Annotated in this window: 13 protein-coding genes; 9 read left to right on the top strand and 4 right to left on the bottom strand. The window is 60.0% G+C overall.

The annotated features are described in order from the left end of the window. Positions 1 to 3: 3 nt before the first annotated feature. Positions 4 to 1431, bottom strand: coding sequence for a glutamine synthetase family protein (locus ACRQ1B_RS09100; RefSeq protein WP_432293267.1), 1428 nt, complete (start codon positions 1429 to 1431; stop codon positions 4 to 6). Between the two features lie 146 nt (positions 1432 to 1577). Between ACRQ1B_RS09100 and ACRQ1B_RS09095 the strand changes: the two genes are divergently transcribed. The 3 genes from ACRQ1B_RS09095 (at position 1578) to ACRQ1B_RS09085 (ending at position 5093) form a co-directional block, all read left to right on the top strand. Further along, positions 1578 to 2771: a BaiN/RdsA family NAD(P)/FAD-dependent oxidoreductase gene (locus ACRQ1B_RS09095; protein WP_432293266.1), complete on the top strand. Its 1194-nt coding sequence runs from the start codon at positions 1578 to 1580 to the stop codon at positions 2769 to 2771. A 52-nt stretch (positions 2772 to 2823) separates the two neighbouring features. Then, a complete protein-coding gene (locus ACRQ1B_RS09090) occupies positions 2824 to 3045 on the top strand; it encodes a hypothetical protein (protein WP_432293265.1) in 222 nt (73 codons plus the stop codon). Between the two features lie 209 nt (positions 3046 to 3254). Then, positions 3255 to 5093, top strand: coding sequence for a methyl-accepting chemotaxis protein (locus ACRQ1B_RS09085; protein WP_432293264.1), 1839 nt, complete (start codon positions 3255 to 3257; stop codon positions 5091 to 5093). Positions 5094 to 5369: 276 nt separating this feature from the next. Here the strand turns inward: ACRQ1B_RS09085 and ACRQ1B_RS09080 are convergent, their stop codons facing one another. Then, the gene (locus ACRQ1B_RS09080; RefSeq protein ID WP_432293263.1) at positions 5370 to 5636 is read right to left on the bottom strand and encodes an SMc00767 family acetate metabolism repressor; all 267 of its coding nucleotides are present in this window, start codon (positions 5634 to 5636) and stop codon (positions 5370 to 5372) included. A gap of 213 nt (positions 5637 to 5849) precedes the next feature. Continuing rightward, complete coding sequence (aceA, locus tag ACRQ1B_RS09075) at positions 5850 to 7139, bottom strand: isocitrate lyase (protein ID WP_432293262.1); 1290 nt, start codon at positions 7137 to 7139, stop codon at positions 5850 to 5852. A 191-nt stretch (positions 7140 to 7330) separates the two neighbouring features. On the opposite strand from aceA, the gene ACRQ1B_RS09070 reads away from it, so the two are divergent. The 5 genes from ACRQ1B_RS09070 (at position 7331) to ACRQ1B_RS09050 (ending at position 13019) form a co-directional block, all read left to right on the top strand. Next, positions 7331 to 8749, top strand: a complete 1419-nt coding sequence (locus ACRQ1B_RS09070) for a helix-turn-helix domain-containing protein (protein WP_432293261.1) — start codon at positions 7331 to 7333, stop codon at positions 8747 to 8749. Between the two features lie 143 nt (positions 8750 to 8892). Next, positions 8893 to 9990 carry a polyamine ABC transporter substrate-binding protein gene (locus ACRQ1B_RS09065; protein WP_432293260.1) on the top strand — a complete coding sequence of 366 codons (1098 nt, stop codon included), beginning with the start codon at positions 8893 to 8895 and terminating at the stop codon, positions 9988 to 9990. Between the two features lie 93 nt (positions 9991 to 10083). Further along, positions 10084 to 11235 carry an ABC transporter ATP-binding protein gene (locus ACRQ1B_RS09060; RefSeq protein WP_432293259.1) on the top strand — a complete coding sequence of 384 codons (1152 nt, stop codon included), beginning with the start codon at positions 10084 to 10086 and terminating at the stop codon, positions 11233 to 11235. A gap of 11 nt (positions 11236 to 11246) precedes the next feature. Further along, positions 11247 to 12203 carry an ABC transporter permease subunit gene (locus ACRQ1B_RS09055; protein WP_432293258.1) on the top strand — a complete coding sequence of 319 codons (957 nt, stop codon included), beginning with the start codon at positions 11247 to 11249 and terminating at the stop codon, positions 12201 to 12203. A 3-nt stretch (positions 12204 to 12206) separates the two neighbouring features. Further along, on the top strand, positions 12207 to 13019 hold the full coding sequence (locus ACRQ1B_RS09050; protein ID WP_432293257.1) for an ABC transporter permease: 813 nt from the start codon (positions 12207 to 12209) through the stop codon (positions 13017 to 13019). Positions 13020 to 13022: 3 nt separating this feature from the next. On the opposite strand, the gene ACRQ1B_RS09045 is transcribed toward ACRQ1B_RS09050, so the two are convergent. Continuing rightward, positions 13023 to 14885 (bottom strand): AsmA family protein, encoded by a 1863-nt coding sequence (locus tag ACRQ1B_RS09045; protein WP_432293256.1) that lies wholly within the window; start codon positions 14883 to 14885, stop codon positions 13023 to 13025. A gap of 172 nt (positions 14886 to 15057) precedes the next feature. Between ACRQ1B_RS09045 and ACRQ1B_RS09040 the strand changes: the two genes are divergently transcribed. Continuing rightward, positions 15058 to 17013, top strand: a complete 1956-nt coding sequence (locus tag ACRQ1B_RS09040) for an acetoacetate--CoA ligase (RefSeq protein WP_432293255.1) — start codon at positions 15058 to 15060, stop codon at positions 17011 to 17013. Positions 17014 to 17045: the final 32 nt, after the last annotated feature.

The following is a 17045-nucleotide window of genomic DNA, read 5'->3' as shown; positions in this document are numbered from 1 at the left end:
CCTTCAAACGTTCAGCAACAGGAATTCACGCTCCCAGGGACTGATCACCTGCATGAATGTTTCGAATTCGCCGCGTTTGACCCCGGCATAAATATTGATGAATTCGGAGCCGTAAACCTCCTCGAAGGCCGGTTCGTTTTCCAAAAGCGCCAGCGCTTCCAGAAGGCCGCGCGGCAGTTCGATCGAGCCTTCGTTGGCGGTATCCGAGGTCGGTTCGGTCGGCTGGATTTCCTTGGTAATGCCCAAGAGGCCGCAGCCGAGCGAAGCCGCCAGCGCCAGATAGGGATTGGCATCCGAACTCGGCAGGCGGTTTTCGACACGCCGCGCCGACGGATCGGACACCGGCACGCGGAAGGCGGTGGTGCGGTTGTCGTAACCCCAGGCATTGTTGACCGGGCAGGCCATGTCCGGCGTCAGGCGGCGATAGGAATTCACGTAAGGCGCCAGCATGACCAGCGAACTCGGCACGAATTTCTGCATGCCGCCGATGAAGTGGAAAAACTCCTTCGAAGGCGTGCCGTCCTCATTGGAGAAGACATTCTTGCCGGTGTTGATATCGACCACTGACTGGTGAACGTGCATGGCAGACCCCGGCTGCCCCTGCATCGGTTTCGCCATGAACGTGGCATAGATGCCGTGTTTCAGCGCCGCCTCGCGAATGGTGCGCTTGAACAGAAACACCTGGTCGGCCAGCTGGATCGGATCACCATGGCGAAGGTTGATTTCCAGCTGCGCCGGACCTTCCTCATGGATCAGGGTGTCGATCTCCAGACCCTGCTTTTCGGAAAAATGGTAGATGTCGTCGATCAACTCGTCGAATTCGTTGATGCCGGCGATGGAATAGCTCTGGCCACCGGAAATCGAACGGCCCGACCTGCCTTTTGGCGGATGCAGCGGATAATCCGGGTCCTCGTTGACGGCGACGAGATAGAACTCGATTTCCGGAGCGACGACGGGTTTCCAGCCGCGATCCGAATAGAGCTTTACGACATGCTTCAGCACGTTGCGCGGCGTATAGGGCACGTTCTTGCCATCGGCGCCGACGATGTCGCAGATCACCTGCGCCGTCGGGTCGCTTTCCCATGGCACGACGGAGAGCGTTGAAAGATCCGGCACAAGCTTGATGTCGCTGTCGCGGCTGTCATAACGGAAGTTGCCGGTCTCATCCGGGTATTCGCCCGAAATCGTGTGGCGGTAAAGCGCGGATGGCAGCGCCAGTGAAGTGTTGCTGGTGAACTTCGACGCCGGCATCATCTTGCCGCGTGGCACGCCGGCAAGGTCCGGCGTGATGCATTCGACATCCTCGATGCCGCGCACTTTCAGCCATGCGGCGGCCTCCTGCCAGGATTTCACCCCGCGTCGGCTATCCAGAACTGCGGCCGGGATTTTGGGCTTGGGGGCGGAAGGCGTCGGCTTTTTCTTGGGCGGCATGGCTCACCGGAAACGTTGCTCGGGAACTCTATAATAGTCACCTTGTGGCAATTGGCGATAGGTGACTTGTCGATCAATACCGCGATCGGCATTGACACCGGGACGTGATCGCAACAGAAACGCCGCTCGTTTCAGGAGTTTTCGGTTTGGCCCGCAGATTTGACGTGGTGATCCTTGGTGCCGGTGCGGCCGGGCTGATGTGTGCGATCCGCGCCGGGCAGGGCGGCAAACGCGTTCTCGTGCTGGATCACGCCAAGAACCCCGCCGAAAAGATCCGCATTTCCGGCGGCGGCCGCTGCAACTTCACCAATATCCATGCCGGCCCGAAAAACTATCTCTCGGCCAATCCGCATTTCGCCAAGTCCGCCTTGGCGCGTTACACACCGCGCGATTTCCTCGATCTGGTCGAAAAGCACCGCATCGCCTGGCATGAAAAGACGCTCGGACAGCTGTTCTGCGACGATAGCGCCAAGGATATCATCCATATGCTGCTCGACGAGTTGCGGACGGTTGGCGGTATTCTTGAACTGCGCACGGAAATTTCCGCCATCGAAAAAGCCCCGGACGGTTTTCGCGTGTTGACCGCGAATGGCACTGTGGAGGCCGATGCCGTCGTCATCGCCACCGGCGGCAAATCGATCCCGAAAATGGGCGCGACCGGCTTTGCCTATCGCATCGCGGCCGAATTCGGCCTCAAGGTTACCGAAACCCGCCCCGGTCTCGTACCGCTGACGCTGGATCCGTTGCTGCTGGAAAAACTGGCGCCGCTCTCCGGCATTGCCGTCGATGCCGAAGTCAAACACGGCAAGACATCGTTTCGCGAAGCTCTGCTCTTCACCCATCGCGGCATCAGCGGCCCGTCCATCCTGCAGATCTCGTCCTACTGGCGGGAAGGGGATGCGATCAGATTGTCGATCGAACCCGATATCGATATCGCCGCGCGCCTGAAAAACGGGCGAAAAGCCAATGGCAAACAGGCGGCGCAGACGGTGCTGGGCGAAATCCTGCCGAAACGTCTGGCACAGTTCCTGACCGAAAATGCCGGCATGACCGGCCAGATGGCGGATCAGGGCGATCGCAAGCTCGAAGCGCTGGCGGCGTCCGTACAGGACTGGACTATCGTTCCGGCAGGCTCCGAAGGCTACAGGACCGCCGAAGTGACCATAGGCGGTATCGATACATCGGAGATCGATTCAAAGACCATGCAGGCCAAGAACGTGCCCGGCCTTTATTTCATCGGCGAGTGCGTGGATGTCACCGGCTGGCTCGGCGGGTATAATTTCCAATGGGCCTGGGCATCCGGCCATGCTTGCGGCGAGGCGCTGTCGGAACTGTTCTGATGCCGGGGATATCTTTTAGCACTTTTTAATAGAGCTGCGACATCCTGCCTTAATGCGCGCACAGTCATGGATTCTTATCTATTGTGAAGCGCTGATCGTCGCCACGGCGGCGATCGAAACCTCTCCAGTCGGGATTATCTTGATGCAGAACCGTCGTCGTGCTCGTGCCATCGCCATTGCAAAGACTGAATCCACCGCAGATATCAAACTCCGCCTGTCGATCATTGCAGTCAGTGCAATTGTTGCAATACTGACGATTTCGCAAGTTCTCTGATGTCCGCCTAATAAAGGCGAGATGTTCTTTCGGATGTATCGATGCTCTCATTGAGTTTCGCCGACGGTACTCTTGAGCCAATTTTGGGATCGTTCCAGTTTAGATTGCTGCGGCCTTAATGGCAAAACGCAGATTCAGTAAGTTTTTACGCATTTTGAATTAAATAGCCCCTCAATTACTACTGGTAATTCGCATTTGGGGGTCGTCGTATGTTAAACTTTCTGCCGTCATCCGTGGTCGCACGGATCGTCAGCCTTTGTCTTTTCCTTGTTTTCGTTTCCATTTCAGCTTTGTCTGGAATGACCTATCTGAACCTGCGTTCGGACATCATGGGCAATGCTGTGGAAGATGCGCATAGTGCTGTGCGCGCCATGGGCGTTCTTTATGAAGTCGAGGCGGAAGGTTCCGATATCGCCGTCAAGGACGGTGAGGTCACCGGCATCACCAGCGCCGGTCCGATCGAGTTCAAAAACCATTCTCTGGTTGATCGCACGGCTGAATCCATCGGCGGCGTTGCAACGGTGTTCCGCAAGGACGGTGGCGACTATGTGCGCGTCTCCACCAACGTGAAGACCGAAAAGGGTGAGCGCGCCGTCGGCACCAAGCTGGCCGCCGAACACCCCGCCCAGAAGACACTGGCCTCCGGTCAGCCGTATTTCGGTCAGGCCGCTTTGTTCGGCCGTGATTTCATGACCGGTTATTTCCCGATCAAGGACAAGGCCAACGTGGTCACCGGCGTCATGTTCATCGGTATTCCGATGGAGGTCTATTTCGCCCAGCTGTCCACTGCCGTCACCCAGATGGCCGTGACCAGCATCCTGGCGCTGATTGCCATGGGCCTGCTCGGTTTCTTCGCCATCCGTCATCTGGTCAAGCCGCTCAGCGTGCTCACCGGCACGATCCGCACCATGGCGGAAGGCACCGATACCGACGTGCCTTATCTCGATCGTCGCAACGAATTCGGCAACATCGCCCGCGCTCTCGAAGTCTTTCGCGATAACGCCCGCCAAAAACGCCTGATCGAAGCCCGCAGCGCCGACGACCGTGCCAGCGCCGATGCCGATCGCCGCCGCAACGATGCCGAAAAGCAGGAAATCGACAGCCAGATCAGCCTCGCCGTCACCGAGCTTGGTGCAGCGCTTGCCCGTCTGTCGCAGGGTGACCTGTCGGTCAAGATCGACCGCGCCTTCACTGGCCGTCTCGAACAGCTCCGCGTCGATTTCAACGGCTCGATCGAACGCCTGCGTGATACGCTGTCGCGCATCCGTGAAAGCACGCTAGCCATCCAGCGCAACAGTGGCGAACTCAGCCAGTCGTCCGCCGACCTTGCCAAGCGCACGGAAAGCCAGGCTGCCTCGCTCGAGGAAACTGCTGCCGCCGTCGACGAGATCACCGTCACCGTCCGCTCCTCGGCGGAGCGTGCGCGTGAAGCCAATGATGCCGTCGCCAAGACCAAGCAGAACGCCGATGGTTCCGGCACCGTCGTCAACAATGCCATCGAGGCCATGGACCGTATCGAGGAAGCATCGAAGAAGATCGAACAGATCATTGAAGTGATCGACGATATCGCCTTCCAGACCAACCTTCTGGCACTGAACGCCGGTATCGAAGCCGCGCGTGCCGGTGAAGCCGGCAAGGGTTTTGCGGTTGTCGCACAGGAAGTGCGTGAACTCGCCCAGCGTTCGGCCGATGCCGCCCGCGAGATCAAGACGCTGATCAACCAGTCCAGCAACGAGGTCAGCAATGGCGCCGGTCTCGTGCAGCAGACGGGTCAGGTTCTCGCCACGATCAGCGAACAGATCACCGGCATCAGCAAGCATGTGGAAACCATCGCCACTGCCGCCCGCGACCAGTCGGCCGCCCTGCAGGACATCAACCAGTCGGTCAACCGCATGGACCAGATGACCCAGCAGAACGGCGCGATGGTGGAAGAAACCAGCACTGCCAGCCATGTTCTTGCGGAAGAGGCCAATCAGCTGATGATGCTCGTGCAGCAGTTCCGCATCGAAGCCGATCACGGTGCCGGCCAGAAGCGTTACGCCGCCTGATAACTTAGGCTGTTACACATCGACCAAAGGCCGGGCTGGGGATATGCCCGGCCTTTGGTGTTTCGGGAAGGGCCGACTGTCGGCGTTGATTGGATGAGGACCGGCTCCATTATTGCGTCATCCCGGCCTTGTGCCGGGATCCAGCCGACGCGCGTCTGCGCGGCGAGAGAGTCTTTTCAGCCCAAGGACTTGGACTGGCTAGATCCCGGCTCAACCCTCGGGTTAAACCCGAGGGCGGATGACGCAGGAGGAGGGCTATTCGCGATGCCCGCCCGGTCAATTGCCACGGGCAACCACGACCGGGATCAAGAGATCGCCCCATTGTCCGTCACCACCGTGATGGCGGGCAGAGCGTACCAGTTCGACCGAAACGCCTGCTTCGACCGCCTTCATGACCGAATGGTTCAGCCGGTGCAGATCATTGGCCAGCGAGCGGATGGCCGCCTGCTGCTCGAAACTCATGCTGGAGGATTGCTCCTCGGCACGTTCCCTGACGTGGGTCTGGATGGGCGCTGTCTGGGGGATCGGGTTGTGCATGTTCATGGTGGTTTCTCCTCTCTGTGGTTTTTGATGGTTTCATGGCGTTCGCGGCCGCCCCTCATCCGGCTGCCGCCACCTTCTCCCCGCAGGCGGGGAGAAGGGATGTGCCGCACCGCCTCAGGTCTCCTGAACGATGCGTGGGGCAAGTTCCCTCTCCCCGCAGGCGGGGAGAGGGTTAGGGTGAGGGGCTGTTGTTGGTCGCGACGGAAAACTCCGCTACTCAGCCGCCGGCCGAAACTGCGCGTGCTCCGTCGACTCTCCCATGGCTGTCGTTGAAGACTGCCCGCCGCTGATCGCCACCGACACGGCATCGAAATACCCTGTGCCGACCTCGCGCTGGTGTTTGGTTGCGGTATAGCCATGAACCTCGGCGGCAAACTCCGCTTCCTGCAGTTCCGAATAAGCGGCCATCTGCCGGTCCTTGTATCCGCGCGCCAGTTCGAACATGCCAAAATTCAGCTGGTGGAAACCGGCCAGCGTTATGAACTGGAACTTGTAGCCCATCGCCCCCAGCTCCCGCTGGAATTTGGCGATCGTCGCGTCATCAAGGTTCTTTTTCCAGTTAAACGACGGCGAGCAATTATAGGCGAGCAGCTTGCCCGGATGGACCTTGTGGACGCCTTCCGCGAATTTGCGCGCCTGTTCCAGATCCGGCTTCGATGTCTCGCACCAGATCAGGTCGCAATAGGGCGCATAGGCAACGGCCCGCGCAATGCACGGCTCCAGCCCGTTGCGCACCCGATAAAAACCCTCGACGGTGCGGCCGGCATCGTAATCGACAAACGGCTGGTCTCGCTCATCGATGTCGGAGGTCAGCAGCTTGGCCGCCTCCGCATCGGTGCGGGCAATGACGAGCGTCGGCGTGCCCATCACGTCGGCGGCCAGCCGTGCGGCGGTAAGGTTGCGGATATGCGCAGCGGTGGGGATCAGCACCTTGCCGCCCAGATGGCCGCACTTCTTTTCCGATGCCAGCTGGTCCTCGTAATGAACACCCGCAACGCCCGCCTCGATGAACGCCTTCATGATCTCGAAGGCATTGAGCGAACCGCCGAAACCGGCCTCGGCATCGGCGACGATAGGCGCAAACCATGTCTCGACGGACAAGCCCTTGCCCTCCGCCGTCTCGATCTGGTCGGCGCGCTGGAGCGTGCTGTTGATGCGGCGTGCCAGTTCGGGCGCGGCATTGGCCGGGTAAAGCGACTGGTCGGGATACATCGACGATGCGGTGTTGCTGTCCGCCGCCACCTGCCAGCCGGAGAGATAGATCGCCTTCAATCCGGCGCGCACCTGCTGCATGGCCTGGTTGCCGGTCATCGCGCCCAGCGAATTGACGAAATCCTCGCTGTGCAGAAGCGACCAGAGCCGGTTGGCGCCTGCCTCCGCCAGCGAATGCCGGATCGTGACCGAGCCGCGCAGCCGCTTCACATCCTCAGCGGAATAGGGGCGCTTGATGCCGTTGTAACGACCTTCCGGTGCAGTCGGAACAATGTTGTAAAATTCAGTCATGCCATACTCCCTTAGGCTTCGGTGAGTTATCCGATGTCAAGGAATTTACAGAAGGTGCAGAATTGTATCTAATCAATTCCGCAGTGTTTCGGCAGTAAAAGGGTCGAGATGTACTGAAGTTGACAAAGCAGAAAGTGGCTTTGTCAATTTTTGTAAATGTTGTGCCGATTGTTTCTTTGGGAGGAGAGCGAATGGCGGAACGGAAGATCTTTGCCGGGCCAAAGGTCCGGCGCATCCGGCTGGGGCTGGAGCTGACGCAGGCGGCGATGGCGGAGGGGCTGGAGATCTCGCCTTCCTATCTCAACCTGATCGAACGAAACCAGCGGCCGCTGACCGTGCAGCTCCTTTTGCGACTTGCTTCCACCTACAAGGTCGATCTCGAGGCATTGCAAAGCGATGACGGCGCCATGGTCGGCGAGTTGCGCGATGTGTTTCGCGATCCGCTGCTCTCCGGCGAACTGCCGGGCGATCAGGAGTTGGTGGAGATGGCCGATGCCGCGCCCAACACGGCCGGCGGAATTTTAAAGCTGTACCGGGCCTATCGCGAACAGGCCACACGTCTTTCCGATCTCGCCGAACTGCTGGCAAGGGAAGGGCACGAAACCGGCATGGCGGCGACGCGTCTGCCGGCCGACGAGGTGCGGGATCGTTTCGAACATCGCCCCAATTTCTTTGCCCGGATCGAGGATGCGGCAGAGGCTTTTGTCGCGGAACTTGTCCCCGTTGATGATCTTGCGTCCGCGTTGAGAAATTGGCTGAAAACCCGCCACGGCATTGTCGTGCGCTCGCTACCGGTGCATGTCATGCCCGATCTGAAACGCCGTTACGACCGCCATTCGTTGAGGCTGTTTCTCTCCGAGCGCCTGTCCGCCAGCGACCGTCTGCGCGAGATTGCCATGGCAGTGGCGCTTTTGGCGCTGGGGGAGGCGATTGCTGCCGAACTGGAAGATCTGGCCTTGTCGAGCGGCGAGGCAAAACGCATCGCCCGGTTCGAACTGGCGCGGTACGCCGCCCACGCACTGATGATGCCGTATGGCGCTTTCCTCACCGCAGCCCAGCGCGCCCGCTACGATATCGATGTGCTGCGGTCTCGCTTCGACGTCTCTTTCGAACAGTCGGCAAACCGGCTGGCGACGCTGGCCCGGCCCGGTGCGTCCGGCCTGCCGTTCTTCTTCTTCGAGATCGACAATGCCGGCAACCGGCTGCGCCGCGCCGGTGCGCAAGGCTATCCGCATGCCAAATTCGGTGGGCACTGTCCCAAGCTTGGCGTGCATGCTGCCTTTGCGCAGCCGGGTCAAATTCTGGTCGATCGTGTCGAAATGCCAGATGGTTCGGCTTACCTGACGGTCTGTCGCACGCTTGAGGGGCCGCAGGCCGGGTTCAACGAACGCGTGCGCCGTACCGCCATCCTTGTCGGCTGCGATTTCGAGGCCGCACGCGAAACCGTTTATGGCGAAGCGGCTGGCCTGCCGGGCGCAACCGTGCTTGCCGGCACTGCCTGTCGCCTGTGCGAAAGGCGCGGTTGTCTTTCCCGCGCCGAGCCACCGGTGACGCGGCCTCTGGGGCTGGATGAAATGGCAACCGGTCTCAGCGCCTTCGATTTTCGCTAGGCAGTTTGGAAGTCTTTGCTGCAATGCAGCTTTTTGCTTGTGGGTAGCGATGTTCCTTCATACTCTTGCACAAAACAAACGCATAAAGAGGGAAACAAGGCTTGGCGCGCTGAATGGCCAACCTTCATAAAACAGGAGAATTCATGAGACCGCATCTGCTTCGTCTTCTGACCGCCGCTGCTGCCACGACGCTCATGGCCACCGCCGCCTTCGCGCAGGAGCGCACGGTCCATGTCTACAACTGGTCCGATTACATCGATGAATCGGTGCTGGAAGAGTTCACCAAGGAAACCGGCATCAAGGTTGTCTACGACGTGTTCGACAACAATGACGTGGTCGAGACAAAACTGCTTGCCGGCGGTTCCGGTTACGATGTCGTGGCACCCACCGGTCCGTTCCTCGCCCGCCAGATTCAGGCCGGTGTGTTCCAGAAGCTCGACAAGACCAAGCTGCCGAACATTTCCAATATGTGGCCGGACGTTTCCGAGCGTCTCGCCAAGTATGACCCCGGCAATGAATATGCCGTCAACTACATGTGGGGCACCACCGGCATCGGTTATAATGTCGACAAGGTGAAGGCTGCCCTCGGCGATGTGCCGGTCGATAGCTGGGACATTCTGTTTAAGCCGGAAAACGCGGAAAAGCTGAAAGCCTGCGGCATCAACATTCTCGATGCGTCCGACGAAACCTTTGCCATTGCCATGAACTATATCGGCAAGAACCCGGACAGCAAGGAAACGGCTGATCTTCAGGCCGGTGGCGATGTCTACAAGGCGATCCGCCCGTCGGTGCGCACCTTCAACGCTTCGGCCTATATCGATGAACTGGCCAATGGCGATACCTGCATCACCATCGGATGGTCGGGCGATATCCTGCAGGCCAAGGACCGCGCCGAAGAAGCCAAGAACGGCGTCAATGTCGAATATGTCATCCCCAAGGAAGGCACTTACGTCTGGTTCGACAACCTCGCCATTCCAGCCGACGCCAAGAATGTCGAGGAAGCCCACGCTTTCATCAACTTCATGATGAAGCCGGAAGTCATCGCCAAGTCGTCGAATGTCGTACAATACGCCAACGGCAACCTTGCCTCGCAAAAGTTCGTCGATAAGGACGTGCTGGAAAACCCCGCGGTCTATCCGCCGGAAGATGTCATGAAGAAACTGTTCGCGATCTCGCCTTACGGCCCTAAGGAACAGCGCGTGCTGAACCGCGTCTGGACCGAGATCAAGACCGGCAACTGATGCCTTCTCGGAGCGGGCCCCGGTCCGCTCCTCCAATATTGCCAAATCCGGCACCGGCGCGTGCCAGCACAATCAGGGTAGATGGGGACAGGCATGGCGAAATCTCTCGGGCCGGTAAAACGCAAATTTTCTCCCTGGACCGATCCGACATCGGTGCCCTTCATCCGGTTCGAAAACATCACCAAGCGTTTTGGTGATTTTGTCGCCGTCGACAATCTGACGTTGGATATCTATGAGCGCGAGTTCTTTGCGCTGCTCGGACCTTCCGGCTGCGGCAAGACCACGCTGATGCGCATGCTGGCCGGTTTCGAGGAGCCGACCGAAGGCCGCATCCTGCTTCAGGGCAAGGATTTGGCCGGCGTACCGCCCTATCGCCGCCCCACCAACATGATGTTCCAGTCCTACGCGCTTTTCCCGCACATGACGGTCGAAAAGAACATCGCCTTCGGCCTGGAACAGGACAAGCTGCCAAAGGGCGAGATCGAAGCCCGCGTGCAGGAAATGCTGAAACTGGTAAAGCTGGAACAGTTTGCCAAACGCAAACCCTCACAGCTTTCCGGCGGTCAGCGCCAGCGCGTGGCGCTGGCCCGTTCGCTTGCCAAGCGGCCAAAGGTGCTGCTGCTGGACGAGCCGCTCGGCGCGCTCGACAAGAAGCTGCGCGAGGAAACCCAGTTCGAACTCACCGATCTGCAGCACACGCTGGGCCTGACCTTCCTGATCGTCACCCATGATCAGGAAGAGGCGATGACCGTCTCCGACCGTATCGCGGTGATGGACAAGGGCGTCATCATGCAGGTGGCGACACCGGCTGAAATCTACGAGGCGCCGAACAGCCGTTACGTGGCCGACTTCATCGGCGACATCAACATTCTGGAGGGCGCCGTCGTCTCCAATCAGGGTGCTGCCACCGGCGGCGTCATGCTGGATTGCGATGGCCTGAAAGTCGTCGTCGATCAGGAATGCCCGGCGACGACGGGCGACCGCGTCGCCTTCGCCATCCGCCCGGAAAAGGTGCGGCTCGGCATCGATCCGCCCACCGAGACCGCGGTGAACGCCGGTGCCGGCGAGGTTTACGATATCGGTTATCTCGGCGATTTTTCGCTCTTCCTCGTCAAGCTCGATGATGGCCGCATCATCCGCGCCGCACAGGCCAATATCCAGCGTCTGGTCGATCGCCCGCTCACCTTCGGGGATCGCGTCTGGGTGCACTGGTCGCGTGATGCCGGCCTGGTTCTGACCCGCTGAAGGAGGGCGCAATGGCGATCGATACGCTTTCCCCACAATCGCAACCCGGGCCAAAATCCGAACCTGAAGTCATCGACGCAGGCCGTCCCAATCCGGCCCGCTGGCTGGTCGTTGCCATTCCCTATCTCTGGCTGCTGCTGTTTTTCGCAGCCCCCTTCGTCATCATTGCAAAAATTTCGCTGTCGGACACGGCCATCGCCATGCCGCCCTACACGCCGGTCTTCGAAGGCTTTGGCAAGTTCGGCGAATTCTTCTCGCAGCTGGATTTCGAGAATTACGAGTTTCTTGCCAGCGACAGCCTCTATATCAAATCCTATCTCAACTCGCTGCGCATCGCCGCCATCTCCACCTTTCTGCTACTGTTGATCGGTTATCCGATGGCGCTCGCGATGGCGCGGGCGAAAAGCTCGATCCGGCCGACGCTGGTCATGTTGGTCATCCTGCCGTTCTGGACCTCGTTCCTTATCCGCGTTTATGCCTGGATCGGCATCCTGAAGCCGGAAGGCCTGCTGACCGTGCTGTTTCAGTCGATCGGTCTGATGGGGCCTGACGAGCAGGTGCAGATCCTGCGCACCGATTATGCGGTCTTCATCGGCATCGTTTATTCCTATCTGCCGTTCATGGTGCTGCCGCTTTACGCGGCGCTGGAAAAGCTCGACAACACGCTGCTCGAGGCGGCAAGTGATCTCGGCTGCCCGCCGTGGAAAGCCTTTTGGCGCATCACCTTCCCATTGTCCCTGCCGGGCGTGATTGCCGGTTCGCTGATCTGCTTCATCCCGATCACCGGCGAATTCGTCATTCCCGATCTTCTGGGCGGCGCCGATACGCTGATGATCGGCAAGACGTTGTGGACCGAGTTCTTCAACAATCGCGACTGGCCGCTTGCCTCGGCAATCGCCGTCATACTGCTCGCGGTGCTGGTCATCCCGATCGCCTATTTCCAGAACCAGCAGCAGAAGGCGGGATAAACCATGAAAAATTCCCGTTTCGATGCGACCGTTCTGACCCTCGGTTTCGCCTTCCTCTACATCCCGATCATCATTCTGGTGATCTATTCGTTCAACGCTTCGCGTCTGGTCACCGTCTGGGGTGGGTTTTCGCTCACCTGGTACCAGCAGATGTGGTCGAACCAGGGCCTGATGGATGCCGCCTGGGTGACGGCCCGTGTCGCCGTCATCAGCGCCACCATCGCTACCGTGCTCGGCACGCTTGCGGCACTGACACTGGTGCGGTTCCGCAAAATCCCCGGCCGCCTGCTGTTTTCCGGCATGATCTATGCGCCGCTGGTCATGCCGGAAGTCATTACCGGCCTGTCATTGCTGCTGCTGTTCGTTTCGCTCAACATCGATCGCGGTTTCTGGACGGTCATCATCGCCCACACGACCTTTTCCATGTGCTACGTGGCCATCGTCGTGCAGTCACGGCTGCTGACCTTTGACCGCTCGCTGGAAGAGGCCGCCCTCGATCTCGGTTGCCCGCCGGTCAAAACCTTCTTCCGCATCACCTTGCCGCTCATCCTGCCGGCGGTGCTGGCGGGCTGGATGCTGGCCTTCACCCTGTCGCTGGACGATCTGGTCATTGCCAGCTTCAACACCGGCCCCGGCGCCACCACGCTGCCGATCAAGATCTATTCGCAGGTGCGTCTGGGTGTGACGCCGGAGATCAATGCCATCTGCACCATCCTGATCGGGCTTGTGGCGATCGGCGTCATCGCAGCCTCGCTCGCCACCAAACGCAACGAGGTGCGCCGTCAGCGCGATGAACACGCGGCGGCGCAGGGTTGATCGTTATTGCTGTTGGGGCACTTGTTGCTGGTCGGTCATCGGCCATAATACCGGCGCCGGCCATGCGCCGCCGATGAACATCGTCAGCGGATCATTGGAAGGCGTGCCATCGGTCTTGCCATAAATATTGGCGGAAAGCGCCAACCCCTGCGTTTCCAAGGGAACGAGACCGCTAAAGACGACCAGATTGTCCGGCCCGTCCAGCCGCGTTTCCCCCAGTTCGGCGACACCGTCGGCAACCGTTGCCGAAACATCCATACGGTCGAACACGATGCTGCCGTCGCTGACGTCCTTGAGGGCAAAATAAGCCGATTGTCCGGCCTGCCTGCGGATCGCGGCGATATCGATACCACTCAGGCGACCGTTGCGAGCCGATAACCGCAGCGAACCGGAAAGGTCCTGCGCGGTTGCCGTGCCGAGCGGCTTGTCGAGATGCAGGGTCAGTTCGGCCGAACCGTTGGCTTCCGGAACGATCCCGCTCACGCCAAACCGGCGGGACAGGCTTGCCAGATCGACATCGCGCAGCGAAAGCCGCAGATCGGCGCTGTCGATGATGCGGCCTTCCGGCGCACTGATCTGGCCGGTCAGACGGCCGCCATCGATGGAACTGTCGACCAGGTCGATCCGTGCCATGTTGCGGGTATTGATCACGCTGACGGCAGCGTCGCGCAGCGGCAAGGGGCCAAGCTGCGCTTCGCCCGAGGAAAGCCTGAGGTCCAGATCCAGCAGGTCGCCGAGAAGTGCGCCGGGTGTCACATCCTGCTGATCCGCCGATTGCGGTTGTGGCGACAATGCCGAAATAATCGCCGAAAAATTCAGCCTGTCGAAGGCAAGTGTGCCCGTCAGTCGTGGTCTTCCGCCGTCCTGATCCAACAGATCCATGATGCCGGTGGCCGAGGCTTCGTTGGCCTGCAGCGACACCTGTTCGAAACGGATGGCATCGCCGGCTGTCATCAGCTTTGCATTCAGCGACAGTCGCTGCAACCGGTCGAGACCGGTAACGCGCAGATCGAGCCAGTCGAGAACATCCGGCACGCTCGGTATGTTGAGGCTGACCGAACCGGATAGGAAGGCATAGGCCGCCAGATTGGCGGTGCCGCTGAACTGGCCGGAAAACAGTTCCGAACTGAGCGCGATATCGGCATCGGCATTGCGCCCCGCCAGAAGCGTCAACGGCTGTGCAGCAGACGCGGACAGCGTGAATGTCTTGCCATTGAGCGTGCCGCTGAGGTTGGAGGATATCGCCGATGAAAGATGCGGCCAGTCGACCGTGCCGTTCAGGGCGGTCACGGTGGTCCTGGACCCGTCTTTGACAGACCTGATATCGACCGTGCCATCCCTGAGGGCGATCTCGCCGATGGCGGCATCGAGCGTGTCGTCCAGAACCGGGTTGCCGGCGTTGCGTCTGACCTGCTGCACTGCATCGTCGAGCAGCCCGTCCATCGACCAGTCGATATCGCCGGATGCCTGGCGAATGGCGAAAACCTTGGGTCGCACGAGGTCGAAATCTTCGAAAACGAGCCGGCCGCGAAACGCCTGAAACAGCTGGAACGAGGCCGAAAGCTCGTCGACATGGGCGATCAGGCGCGAAGCCGGATCTTCGGTTTCGTGGATGGAAACATCCTTGAGGATGATATGCGGGCGTGGCCAGAAATGCAGTTCCGGGTCGCCGCCTATGGTGGCTTCATGCCCAAACCATTCCTCCACGGCATTTTCCATGCCGTTTCGCACCAGTGACGTGGAAATGAGGAAAGGTGCGGCCACCTGCGACACCAGCACCAGCGCAACGGCGCCGCCGGCGGCAAGCATGGCTGCCCGACGGTATCGTTTGCGTGTCTTAAGCGTATGGATCAGCGACTGAAACATGCTTTCCTCGAAGCGCCCATGGCTTCGCAATCTCGGGGCCTCGGTAATGCTGCGGCTTTCGTTAGCGGAAATCCCTGGCCCATGCAAATGCGCCGGCAAGACTGGCGTTGCGCGCGCCTTTTCCGCAATTTGACCTATGTTATACAGGGGAAGAAGAGGGAGGACTTCGTTTATGCCGCAATCGCAGCAACCTTTATGGACGCCTTCGCCGGAAACTCTTGCAGAAGCGCCGTTTGCGCGGTTCATCCGCTGGTGCGGTGAGCGCCATCGCCGCAGCTTCACCGGGCCTGACGATTTCCACAACTGGTCGATCACGCAACGGGCGGATTTCTGGTCGGCGGTCTGGGATTTCTGTGGCGTGCGCGGGGAGCGGCCGGGCCCGGTTCTCATCGATGACGGTCACATGACGCAGGCGCGCTTCTTTCCCGACGCCAGGCTCAATTTTGCCCAAAACCTGTTGTCGCGCAGCGGTGCCGATGATGCCCTGATCTTTCGTGGAGAAGACAAGGTCGAAACACGCTGGTCGTGGGATGAACTGGCCGCATCGGTATCACGCTTGCAGCAGGCTTTTCGCGCCATGGACATCGGGCAAGGGGATCGTATCGCCGCCATGATGCCCAATATGCCGGAAACGGTGGCCTCCATGTTGGCGGCAGCCTCGATCGGCGCCATCTGGTCTTCGTGTTCGCCCGATTTCGGCGTGCAGGGCGTGCTCGACCGCTTTGGCCAGATCGAGCCGAAGCTTTTCATCACCTGTGACGGCTACTGGTATAATGGCAGGCTGCAGGATGTGTCGGACAAGGTGCGCGCGGTGGAAGGCGCACTCGGCGTGCCGGTTCTCGTCATCCCCTATGCGGGTGACGCCGATGCGCTTGCGATGTCGCTTGCCGACGGTCGCACGCTTTCGACCTTTACCGTGCCGTTGGAGGCGAAGGAGCCGCAGTTCGAGGCGCTGCCGTTTTCGCATCCGCTCTACATCCTGTTTTCATCGGGCACGACCGGTGTACCCAAATGTATCGTGCATTCCGCCGGCGGCACGCTATTGCAGCACCTGAAGGAACAGCAATTGCATTGCGGTCTGAAACCCGGTGAACGGCTGTTCTATTTCACCACCTGCGGCTGGATGATGTGGAACTGGCTGGTGTCAGGCCTTGCCTCGGGCGCAACACTCTGCATTTACGACGGCTCGCCGTTTGCACCGGATGGCAATGTCCTGTTCGATTTCGCGCAAGACGAACATTTTGCCATCTTCGGCACCTCGGCCAAGTATATCGATGCGGTGCGCAAGGCCGGCCTTCTGCCGAAGGAAACGCATGACCTGTCACACCTGCGCCTGATCACCTCGACCGGATCACCGCTGTCGCCCGAGGGTTTTTCCTTCGTCTACGAGGGCATCAAGCCGGATGTGCATCTCGCCTCGATTTCCGGCGGCACCGATATCGTGTCCTGCTTCGTGCTCGGGCACCCGCTGAAACCCGTCTGGCGCGGCGAGATTCAGGCGCCCGGCCTCGGGCTTGCCGTCGATGTGTTCGATGAGGAAGGCCATCCGGTCCGTGGCGAAAAGGGCGAACTGGTCTGCACGAAGGCATTCCCGTCGATGCCGGTGATGTTCTGGAACGATCCCGATGGCGCCAAATACCGCGCCGCCTATTTCGAGCGTTTCGACAATATCTGGTGTCACGGCGATTTTGCCGAATGGACCGGGCATGGTGGCCTGATCATTCATGGCCGCTCGGATGCCACGCTCAATCCCGGCGGTGTGCGCATCGGCACGGCGGAGATCTACAATCAGGTCGAGACGATGGACGAGGTCGCCGAGGCGATCTGCATCGGTCAGGATTTCGAGGGCGATGTGCGTGTCGTGCTGTTCGTGCGCTTGGCCTCCGGGGTCGTGCTGGACGATATGCTGCAGGAGAGGATCAGGACCGGCATCCGGGCAGGGGCTTCGCCCCGGCATGTGCCGGCGCGGATTGTCGCCGTTGCCGATATTCCCCGCACCAAATCCGGCAAGATCGTCGAACTTGCCGTGCGCGACGTGGTGCATGGCCGGCCGGTCAGGAACAAGGAAGCACTTGCCAATCCGGAAGCGTTGGCGCTTTTTGCCAACCTTCCCGAACTTCGCGCCTGAACCTCACATGTCCCGGTTTGGCGCGCTTGTCG

This window comes from Endobacterium panacihumi, assembly GCF_050847465.1.
Classification (GTDB): domain Bacteria; phylum Pseudomonadota; class Alphaproteobacteria; order Rhizobiales; family Rhizobiaceae; genus Neorhizobium; species Neorhizobium panacihumi.
Note: the sequence above shows the minus strand (reverse complement) of the source record. Positions and strands in the feature narration are given on the sequence as shown.

Bases quoted from the DNA above. Each gene is read 5' to 3' on its own strand.
- ACRQ1B_RS09045 (WP_432293256.1), bottom strand. From the start codon at position 14,885: ATGTTTCAGTCGCTGATCCATACGCTTAAGACACGCAAACGATACCGT.
- ACRQ1B_RS09085 (WP_432293264.1), top strand. From the start codon at position 3,255: ATGTTAAACTTTCTGCCGTCATCCGTGGTCGCACGGATCGTCAGCCTT.
- ACRQ1B_RS09065 (WP_432293260.1), top strand. From the start codon at position 8,893: ATGAGACCGCATCTGCTTCGTCTTCTGACCGCCGCTGCTGCCACGACG.
- aceA (WP_432293262.1), bottom strand. From the start codon at position 7,139: ATGACTGAATTTTACAACATTGTTCCGACTGCACCGGAAGGTCGTTAC.
- ACRQ1B_RS09060 (WP_432293259.1), top strand. From the start codon at position 10,084: ATGGCGAAATCTCTCGGGCCGGTAAAACGCAAATTTTCTCCCTGGACC.
- ACRQ1B_RS09100 (WP_432293267.1), bottom strand. From the start codon at position 1,431: ATGCCGCCCAAGAAAAAGCCGACGCCTTCCGCCCCCAAGCCCAAAATC.
- ACRQ1B_RS09090 (WP_432293265.1), top strand. From the start codon at position 2,824: ATGCGCGCACAGTCATGGATTCTTATCTATTGTGAAGCGCTGATCGTC.
- ACRQ1B_RS09050 (WP_432293257.1), top strand. From the start codon at position 12,207: ATGAAAAATTCCCGTTTCGATGCGACCGTTCTGACCCTCGGTTTCGCC.
- ACRQ1B_RS09080 (WP_432293263.1), bottom strand. From the start codon at position 5,636: ATGAACATGCACAACCCGATCCCCCAGACAGCGCCCATCCAGACCCAC.
- ACRQ1B_RS09040 (WP_432293255.1), top strand. From the start codon at position 15,058: ATGCCGCAATCGCAGCAACCTTTATGGACGCCTTCGCCGGAAACTCTT.
- ACRQ1B_RS09070 (WP_432293261.1), top strand. From the start codon at position 7,331: ATGGCGGAACGGAAGATCTTTGCCGGGCCAAAGGTCCGGCGCATCCGG.
- ACRQ1B_RS09055 (WP_432293258.1), top strand. From the start codon at position 11,247: ATGGCGATCGATACGCTTTCCCCACAATCGCAACCCGGGCCAAAATCC.